9 protein-coding genes and 1 pseudogene are annotated in these 8,864 nt (G+C 71.2%); 4 read left to right on the top strand and 6 right to left on the bottom strand.

Annotated features, from left to right (window positions below; genetic code table 11):
* The 3 genes from VHK87_RS11845 to VHK87_RS11855 form a co-directional block, all read right to left on the bottom strand.
* A partial coding sequence (locus VHK87_RS11845) for an efflux RND transporter permease subunit (RefSeq protein WP_329635106.1) occupies nucleotides 1–173 on the bottom strand: 173 nt, incomplete at its 3' end.
* Complete coding sequence (locus VHK87_RS11850) at nucleotides 173–1,369, bottom strand: efflux RND transporter periplasmic adaptor subunit (RefSeq protein WP_329635098.1); 1,197 nt, start codon at nucleotides 1,367–1,369, stop codon at nucleotides 173–175. The genes VHK87_RS11850 and VHK87_RS11845, both read right to left, overlap by 1 nt.
* Nucleotides 1,370–1,506: 137 nt before the next feature.
* Nucleotides 1,507–2,361: a helix-turn-helix domain-containing protein gene (locus VHK87_RS11855; RefSeq protein ID WP_329635099.1), complete on the bottom strand. Its 855-nt coding sequence runs from the start codon at nucleotides 2,359–2,361 to the stop codon at nucleotides 1,507–1,509.
* A gap of 177 nt (nucleotides 2,362–2,538) precedes the next feature.
* On the opposite strand from VHK87_RS11855, the gene purU reads away from it, so the two are divergent.
* On the top strand, nucleotides 2,539–3,429 hold the full coding sequence (gene purU / locus VHK87_RS11860) for a formyltetrahydrofolate deformylase (protein ID WP_329635100.1): 891 nt from the start codon (nucleotides 2,539–2,541) through the stop codon (nucleotides 3,427–3,429).
* Here the strand turns inward: purU and nhaA are convergent.
* Nucleotides 3,426–4,649: a Na+/H+ antiporter NhaA gene (nhaA, locus tag VHK87_RS11865; RefSeq protein WP_329635101.1), complete on the bottom strand. Its 1,224-nt coding sequence runs from the start codon at nucleotides 4,647–4,649 to the stop codon at nucleotides 3,426–3,428. The two genes, purU and nhaA, sit on opposite strands and share 4 nt — an antisense overlap.
* A gap of 191 nt (nucleotides 4,650–4,840) precedes the next feature.
* Here nhaA and VHK87_RS11870 point away from each other — a divergent pair, with 191 nt between their 5' ends.
* Nucleotides 4,841–5,242 carry a GFA family protein gene (locus tag VHK87_RS11870; protein ID WP_329635102.1) on the top strand — a complete coding sequence of 134 codons (402 nt, stop codon included), beginning with the start codon at nucleotides 4,841–4,843 and terminating at the stop codon, nucleotides 5,240–5,242.
* Nucleotides 5,243–5,246: 4 nt separating this feature from the next.
* Here VHK87_RS11870 and VHK87_RS11875 read toward each other — a convergent pair whose 3' ends face one another.
* A complete protein-coding gene (locus VHK87_RS11875; protein ID WP_329635103.1) occupies nucleotides 5,247–6,035 on the bottom strand; it encodes a class II aldolase/adducin family protein in 789 nt (262 codons plus the stop codon).
* An 82-nt stretch (nucleotides 6,036–6,117) separates the two neighbouring features.
* Between VHK87_RS11875 and VHK87_RS11880 the strand changes: the two genes are divergently transcribed.
* Nucleotides 6,118–7,038, top strand: coding sequence for a phosphotransferase family protein (locus VHK87_RS11880; RefSeq protein WP_329635104.1), 921 nt, complete (start codon nucleotides 6,118–6,120; stop codon nucleotides 7,036–7,038).
* Here the strand turns inward: VHK87_RS11880 and glpK are convergent.
* Nucleotides 7,017–8,513 (bottom strand): glycerol kinase GlpK, encoded by a 1,497-nt coding sequence (glpK, locus tag VHK87_RS11885; protein ID WP_329635105.1) that lies wholly within the window; start codon nucleotides 8,511–8,513, stop codon nucleotides 7,017–7,019. The two genes, VHK87_RS11880 and glpK, sit on opposite strands and share 22 nt — an antisense overlap.
* Nucleotides 8,514–8,642: 129 nt before the next feature.
* Here glpK and VHK87_RS11890 point away from each other — a divergent pair.
* Nucleotides 8,643–8,864 (top strand): annotated as a pseudogene (locus tag VHK87_RS11890) (hypothetical protein); the annotation flags it as partial.

Below are 8,864 nucleotides of genomic sequence, written 5' to 3' on the forward strand. Positions count from 1 at the left end.
ACCACCTCGGCCGAGGCGCCGCGGTAGTTGGTGGAGATCGACACCACCGGCGGATCGACGCTCGGCAGCTCGCGGACCGTCAGGCTCATGAAGCAGGCGAGCCCGATGACGCACAGGATGATCGCGGCGACGGCCGCGAACACCGGTCGCCGGACCGAGAGGTCCGAGAGCATCATGCCGGCGGGCCTTTGTCGGCTGTGGCGCCCTGCGGCGCGGCCTTGCCGGCTGGCGCGGCGCCGGGCGCGCGCGCCACCCGCACCGGCTGGCCGGGCTGGATCTTGTTGAGGCCGTCGGCGACGATCCGCTCGCCCGGCTGCAGCCCGTCACGCACCTCGACGAAGCCGAGCTGGCGCACCCCGCTGAGGATCGGCCGCTGCTCGGCCACGGTTCGCTGGCCGTCCTGGCGCAGCACGTACACGAAGGCGGACTCGCCTTGCACCGAGACGGCCGCTTCCGGCACGGCCAGCCCCGTGCGGCTGCCGCGAGTGATGCCGACCCGCAGCATCATGCCGGGCTTCAGCCGCCCGCCCGGGTTGGCGAACTCGGCCCGGGCGGTGATGGCGCGGGTGCGCTCGTCCACGCGGGTGTCGAGCTGCTTGATCACGCCGTTGATGGTCTCGCCGGGAAAGGCGTCGGCGACGGCGGAGACGGGCTGGCCTTCCCGCAGGTTGGCCAGGTAGCGCTCGGGAACCTCGAAATCGACGCGGATCGCCGACAGATCGTCGAGTGTGACGATGGGCGCGCCCGGATTGACCAGGGCGCCGGGCGCGATGTCGGTCAGCCCGACGACTCCCGAGAATGGCGCGCGGATCACCCGGTCCTGCTCGCGGGCCCGGGCCGCGGCCACGTCCGCCTGGGCGGTCCGGTAGGCGGCCTCGTACTGGTCCACCGAGGCCTTGGCGGCGAAGCCCTTCTCGCTGAGCTGGCGCCAGCGCTCGTACGCGCGGCGGGCCTCCACGAGGCGGGCCTGGGCCTGGGCGACGCCGGCGTCCTGCTCGGCGGACTTGAGCTCCACCAGCACGGCGCCCCTGGGCACATGCTGCCCGTCGGAGAAATGCACCCGCTCCACCAGCTGGGTGGCGGCGGCGGTCAGGGTCACGGACTGGCGACCCTTGGCCACGCCGATCACCTCAAGCGCGTCCACGAAGTTGCGCGGCTGAACCTGCACGACGGCCACCACCGCCCCGCCGCCCGGTCCGCCCGGCCGCCCGCCGCCGCCCGGCCCCTTCCCCTGCGCCATGGCCGGACCGCCCGGTCCGCCGGGGCCGGCCTCGTCGCCCTTCCCGGTGGCGAGCTTGAACCCCGCCGCGAGGATCATCACGGCGAGCACGGCGACGGCGCCGACAAGGAAAAAATGGCGTCTCAGCAACTGCGACTCCGGGCCTCGAACATGATGAGGCCTACCCCGAAAAAATCTTATCGGGACATAGGTCTAGACCCTACACCCGTCTAGTAACTGATTAATGGCGCGGCATTGCGCGCCAGAAACGCGCCGCGTCGCGAGCCTCAGCCCCGCCGGCGGCCGTCGCGGAAGGCGGACGGCGCCACCCCCATTCGCTTCTGGAAGAAGCGCGAGAAGTAAGCGGCGTCCGCGAACCCCAGGCTGCCGGCCAGTTCAGAGACGCTCATAGCGCCAAAGGTGAGTCCCCGCCGCGCCTCGAGCATCACACGCTCGTGAACCAGCGCCAGGGGCGCCTTCCCCGTCGCCCGTCGGCAGGCGCGCGACAGCCGGGCCAGGCTCACGCCCAGCGCCTGGCCATAGGCTTCCAAGGGCTCATGCTCACGGTAGCGTTGCTCGACGAGGGCGCGGAAACGGGCCACCAGCTCGGCGTCAGCCGAGAGCCTGCCCTCGCTCACGTCCTCCGCCGCGCGGGCGATCAGCGAGACGATCCTCAGGTAGCCGGCCCGCAATCCAGAGCGGCGGCCGGCTTCGCCCCTGGCGAACTCGCCCTGCAGGAACCCGAAGGCGGCGGCCATCTGGCCGGCCGCGCCCTCCGGCGGAGAGATCACCAGCGGCCTGGCCAGTGCGGCCAAATCCTCCGCTGGGACCAATTCGCCAAGCGCCGCCCCGACCGCCAGCACCACCAGCCCCTCCGCGCCCGACGACAGCTCGAAATGCGGGACCACGCCGGGCGGCGCAGCCACCAGCACAGGCCCCTTCAGCGGAACAGTCCGTCCATCCAGTTCGCAGGCGCCCTCGCCGCGCGCCAGCCAGGTCAGCTGCTGCAAATCGCGGTAGCGATGCAGCCCCATCCGCGGGCCGCGAGCGCGCAGGTGCGCCGCCAGGCTCTCCAGATGGATCGGGTCGAGCTCGGCGCTCGCGGCGTCGGCGAATGTCGAAGCGTCGACCAGCTGGTTCATCGCTCTACAGATTCCTCCCCGCGCTACAGCTAAGCCTGTATCCGCCCACGTGCGAAAAGTCCAAGCCCGCACCGCCCGGCCCGGGGCTGGACGGGCCGGCGCCCTCAAGGCAGGCGCGCCGCCAGTCAGTGAACCCGCGCTATTTTCCTTGAGCCTCGCCGTGGTAGGCGAGCGGCCATGCCAACCGACATCACCCCGCCTGTTTCGCCGGAACGCCCGACCGCACCGCTGCTGCTCACCCTGTCCTGCCCGGATCGGATCGGCATCGTCGCCGACGTGGCCTCCTTCCTGGTCGAGCAGGGTTGCAACATCATCGAGAGCGCTCAGTACGGCGACCACGAGAACGGCCGGTTCTTCCTGCGCACCGGCTTCGAGTCCCTGTCGGGCCGCAAGCTGCCCGAGCTGGAGGCGGCCTTCGCCCCGATCGCGGCCAAGCACGGCATGGACGCCCGCTTCTACGACGCCCGCCGCAAGACCCCGACCCTGATCATGGTCTCGCGCTTTGGCCACTGCCTGAACGACCTGCTGTTCCGCTCGCGCATCGGAGCCCTGCCGATCGAGGTCAAGGCGGTGGTCTCCAACCACCCGGACTTCCAGGGACTGGTCGAGCAGGCCGGCCTGCCCTTCCACCACCTCCCGGTCACGTCGGCGAGCAAGCCTGAGCAAGAGGCGGCCCTCGAGGCCCTGGCGGCGGACCGGGGCGTCGAGCTGATCGTGCTCGCCCGCTACATGCAGATCCTCTCGCCGCAGATGTGCGCCCGGCACGCGGGGCGGATCATCAACATCCACCACTCCTTCTTGCCGAGCTTCGTGGGCGCCCGCCCCTACCACGCCGCGCACGCCCGCGGCGTGAAGCTGATCGGCGCCACTGCTCACTACGTCACCAAGGACCTCGACGAGGGCCCGATCATCGAGCAGGCGGTGGAGCGCGTCTCACACAGCCATTCGGTCGCCGACTACATCGCCGTCGGCCGCGACCTCGAGGCGCTGGTGCTGGCCCGCGCCGTCAAGTGGCACGCCGAGCACCGGGTGCTGCTCAACGGACGACGGACAGTGATCTTCCACTAGGCGCCGCCTCTTGCCTTGCCCGGCCGGCGGGACGGCGTCGGGGCCGGCTCCTTCCGGGCCACGACCAGCACGATCGCGCCCAGCGCGGCCGACAGCAGGGAGCCCGCGAGCACCCCGATTTTCACCTCAGCCTCGAACAGCGGCTGGTTGGCGAAGGCCAGCAGGCCGATGAACAGGCTCATGGTGAAGCCGATGCCGCAGAGAATCGAAACGCCCCACACCTGGCCCCAGGTGGCGTCCTCGGGCCGGTCGGCCAGGCGCAGGCGGACGGCCAGCCAGGTGAACAGGAACACCCCAATCTGCTTGCCGAGGAACAGGCCGAGCGCCACGCCCAGGGTGATCGGGCTGAGCAGCGCCTCGCCGCTCAGGCCGGCCAGCGACACGCCGGCGTTGGCGAAGCCGAAGATCGGCACGATCACGAAACCCACCGGGCGATGCAGCGCGTGCTCGAGCCGGTGCAGCGGCGAGCGGCCGTCGTCCGGGCGCGCCGGCGAGCGGGTCAGCGGGATGGTCAGCGCCAGCGCTACGCCGGCGATGGTCGCATGCACGCCCGACTGCAGCACGCAGAACCACAGCACGGCGCCGAGGGCGAGATACGGCCATAGCGTACGGACGCCCAGGCGGTTCAGAACGATCAGCACAGCCAGCACCCCGCCGGCCGCGCCGAGCCAGGCTACCGAGAGGTTGGCCGAGTAGAACAGCGCGATGATCAGCACCGCGCCCAGATCGTCGATGATGGCGAGTGCCGTGACGAAGATCTTCAGCGACACCGGCACACGCCGGCCGAGCAGGGCCAGCACGCCGAGCGTGAAGGCGATGTCGGTCGCCGTCGGGATCGCCCAGCCCGCCTGCGCCTCGGGGACGCCGCGGTTGAAGGCCATGTAGATCAGCGCCGGCGCGACCATCCCCCCGACGGCGGCCAGGCCCGGCAGGACGCGCCGCGACCAGCGCGAAAGTTGCCCGTCCAGCAGCTCGCGCTTCACCTCCAGCCCGACCAGCAGGAAGAAAACCGCCATCAGCGCGTCGTTGATCCAGTGGAGCAGGCTGAGCGGCCCCACGTAGGCTTTCAGCGCGCCGAAGTAGCTATCGGCGAGCGGCGAGTTGGCCAGCGCCAGGCCCAGGGCCGCGGCGATGATCAGGACGATGCCGCCGGCCGCCTCGCCGCCAAGGAAGGCGCGCAGGGCCGAGGGGCGCCGTCGGCGCTTCACCGCTTGCTCCATGGAACCTCCGTGTCGACTGCGAACGGGCTCTAACGCCGCGCGATCGCCGCCGTTCTGGCGCGGCTCTGGATTCGGCGTCGGCTACGGCCGGGCTTAGAGAAAACCAGAGTAGATGTCAGGTCCGATCGGACTGCTGCCAGCGCCTGTCAGCAGCCCCGTGCTAGCGATGGGCGCCTTCAAGGGAGAAGCTCATGCCGACTGGACGCTGCCACTGCGGCGCGGTGACCTACGAGATGCCCACCGAGGTCATCCACCACGCCCTGTGTCACTGCACGGACTGCCGCCGCCACGCCGGCGCCCCGATGGTGGCCTGGGCCATGGCGCCCGCCGACCAGGTGAAGATCACCGGTGAGACCAAGATCTACGCCTCGTCCGAGCACGGCCGCCGTCACTTCTGCGCCGGCTGCGGCACGGGGCTGTTCTACACCAACGAGGCGGTGTTCCCGGGGCTGATCGACGTGCAGTCGGCCACCCTCGACGATCCGGACCAGCTCGCGCCGCAGGTCCAGATCCAGGTCGCCGAGCGGATCGGCTGGATGGCCACCGCCCACCAGTTGCCCGCGTTCGAGCGCTACCCCGGCCCGCCGGAGTGAGGCGTCAGGCGTCGTAGCCCGGCAGCGCCCGGTCGAGCTTGCGCAGGCAGGCCGGCCAGGCCAGGCCCCCGCCGACGCTGTCGGTGTTGCGCATCGGCCGGTCGCGGGTCTGGCCCATCACCACCTGCTGGGCCGCTTCCGGCGCCATCAGGATGTGGTCGCGGCCGATCGAAAGGGCCTTGATCTGCTGGGTGCAGGCCTTCTCCAGATAGTACATCCGGATCCAGCACTCGCCAGCCGAGCGGCCGATCGCCAGCGTGCCGTGGTTGCGCAGCAGCATGGTGGTCTTGTCGCCGATGTCGGCCACCAGCCGCTCGCGCTCGTCCAGGTCGAGGGCGATTCCCTCGTAGTCGTGGTAGCTCAGCCGCGGCAGGGCGATCAGCGCGTGCTGGCTGATCGGCATCAGCCCTTCCTTCTGGGCCGCCACCGCCACCCCGTCGTCGGAGTGCAGGTGCATGACGAAGTGGGCGTCCTCGCGGGCCGCGTGCAGGGCCGAGTGTATGGTGAACCCGGCCTTGTTCACGAAGTAGTCCGTGTCCTGGAGGATGTTGCCGTCCAGGTCGATCTTCACCAGCGACGAGGCGGTGATCTCTTCGAACAAGAGGCCGTAGGGGTTGATCAGGAAGTGGTGCTCAGGCCCCGGCACGCGGGCCGAAATGTGGGTGTAGATCAGGTCGTCCCAGCCGTAGAGCGCCACCAGCCGGTAGAGCGCCGCCAGGTCCACCCGCGCCTGCCACTCCTCGGCGCTGACCTTGTCCCTCATCGAATTGATCGCCAGCGATCCGTCGGCCATGGCGCGTCTCCCAGAATTTCGTTGGGGCCAGACTCCCCTCCCCGCGCGCCAGCGTCAAGTTATCGCTACAGTGCCGCTCGCCATGAGCCCGCGCGCCGACCCGTTCGAAACCCTCGCCCGCCGCCTCGGCGGCGAGCTGGTCCGCGCCTGGCCGCTGACGGGCGGGGTGTCGGCCGCCACCAGCGCGCTGGAGGTCGAGCTTGCGGACGGCGCGCGCCGCAAGTTCGTCGTCCGCCGGCCGGGCGGCCATTACCTGCGCGACCTGCGCGAGCGGGATGTGCAGCTGCTGGAACGGCTCGCCGACGCGGGCCTTCCCGCGCCCTGCCCCCGCCTGCTGGACGCCGAGGGGGAGATCTTCGGCCAGCCGGCGCTGGTGCTCGACTATCTGGAAGGCGAGCTCGACTTCGGAGAGGCCGACCTGCCGGCCAAGCTGGACGCCCTCGCCCGCCAGCTCGCCGCGATCCATGCGGCCCCGCTTCCCGCCTTCTTGCCGCTGCTGCCTCGCCTGGACGAGCGGGCCTTCGCCTTTTTCGCCCGCACGCCCGAGGCGCCTGACGAAAGCCTGGGCGAGAGCGAGGTCCGGGCCGCGCTGCGGCGATGGCCGCGCCCGCCGAGCTCGAACCCAGACACCCTGCTGCACGGCGACTTCTGGCCGGGCAATGTGCTCTGGCGGGACGGACAGATCAGCGGCGTCATCGATTGGGAGGACGCCGCCATCGGCGATCCCCTCTACGACCTGGCCATCAGCCGCCTGGACCTGCTGTGGGCGTACGGGCCGTCGGCCGTAGAGCCGTTCACCGTGGCCTACGCCCGCCTCGCCCCCCAGGTCGATCTCACCTTCCTGCCGTGGTTCGACCTCGGCGCCTGCCTGCGCCCCTGCGGCCAGATTTCGATCTGGGCCACGTCGGCGGACGCCCCCGCCGAAGCCGCGTCCCGTATGCGCGAGCGGCACGCGAGTTTCCGCAGCAAGGCTCTGGCCGCCTACGCGCTCCTCACCCGCTGAACCGCGGCCCGCCAGCGCTCGTAGCCCGCCGCCCGCTCTCCGCCGCCCCACGCGGGCTTGGCGTGGTCGGTGGTCGGCCGCGCCTTCGCCGCCTCTTCGATCGAGCCGTAGATCCCGGCCCCAAGGCCGGCGAATAGCGCCGCTCCCAGGGCCGTGGTCTCCATGTAGCTCGCCCGGCAGACCGAGACCCCGGTCAGGTCCGCCAGCCGCTGGGCGAACCAGGCGCTGCGGCTCATGCCCCCGTCGATGCGCAGCTCGACGGCCGGACCGAACGCCCCCGGCGCGTCCGAACGCATCGCCTCGATCAGGTCCAGCGTCTGCCAGGCGCAGGCGTCGAACGCCGACTGGCAGATCTCGGGAAGGCCCGCGTCCCGCGTCAGCCCGGTGACCGCGCCCCGCGCCCCGGCGTCCCACCAGGGCGCGCCGAGGCCCGTGAAGGCCGGCACCATCATCACCCCGTGGCCTTCGCGCGCGCTCTGCGCCAGCCGCTCGGCGCTGGCGGGACTGTCGACGCCGAGGCCCTCGCACAGCCATTGGATCGCCGCACCGGCCACGAAGATCGAGCCCTCGAGCGCGTAGGTCGTCCGCCCCCCGACCCGCGCGGCCACCGTGGTCAACAACCGTGCGCCCGAGACCGGCGCCGTCTCGCCGGTGTTGACCAGCAGGAAGCAGCCGGTGCCGTAGGTGGCCTTCATCTCGCCGGGCCGCACACACCCCTGACCCATCAGCGCCGCCTGTTGGTCGCCGGCCACGCCGCGGATCGGGATCGCCCGGCCGAACAGCTCCGGCGCGGTCTCGCCGAAATCCTCGCCGGCGCAGTCTACGACCCTGGGCAGCACCGCCGCCGGGACGCCGAACACCTCCAGCATCTCCGCCGACCAGTCTCCACCTCGCAGGTCGAACAGCAGGGTGCGCGAGGCGTTGGTGGCGTCGGTCACGTGCCGCGCCCCGCCGGTCAGTTTCCAGACCAGCCAGGTGTCGATGGTGCCGGCCAGCAGCTCGCCGCGCTCGGCCCGCCCGCGCGCGCCCTCCACATTGTCCAGCAGCCAGGCCAGCTTGGTGCCGGAGAAGTAGGGGTCGAGCAGCAGGCCGGTGCGCTCGGTGATGGTCGGCTCCAGCCCCTGGTCACGCAGCCTCGCGCAGACCGCCTCAGTCCGCCGGTCCTGCCAGACGATGGCCTTGTGAATCGGCCGGCCGGTCGCCTTCTCCCAGACCACCACCGTCTCGCGCTGGTTGGTGATGCCGATCGCCGCCACGTCCGCCGCCGGCCGGCCGCAGCGTTCAATCGCCTCGCGCATCGCCTCGAGGCTGCTGGCGAAGATCTCCTCGGCGTCGTGCTCGACCCACCCGTCGGCCGGATAGTGCTGCTTCAGCGGCCGGGAGGCCTCGGCCAGCGCCGCCCCCTGCCGGTCGAACACCACCGCCCGGGTGCTGGTGGTGCCCTGGTCCAGCGCCAGGATCAGCGGCTCGGCCATGCGCTCGTCTCTCCCCTCCGATGCGGCGGCGTCTCAACCGGGCCCGCCAAGGGCCCGTTTAAACTGCTTCTTCACACCGCCTGCGCCAAATAAGCCCTCCACGCCTAGAACAGGGCAAGGGGGATCGTCTTGAGCGTCGCGGTCAGAGCCGACGACCTGCTTCGGCTCGCCAGAAGCAAAGCGCCTGCGGATCGCGAGCGCCTGCTGATGGCCGTCGTCGACCTGTGCGCCGCCAGCGACGCGCGCGAGGTCAAGGCCTCCAAGGCCATCCAGGATCTGCTCAGCTCGATCTTCATGCCGCTGGTCGTCGAGGCCGAGCGTGACATCCGCCGGCGCCTCGCCGAAAAGCTC

The sequence above is a fragment of the Phenylobacterium sp. genome, assembly GCF_036263695.1.
Classification (GTDB): Bacteria; Pseudomonadota; Alphaproteobacteria; order Caulobacterales; family Caulobacteraceae; genus Phenylobacterium.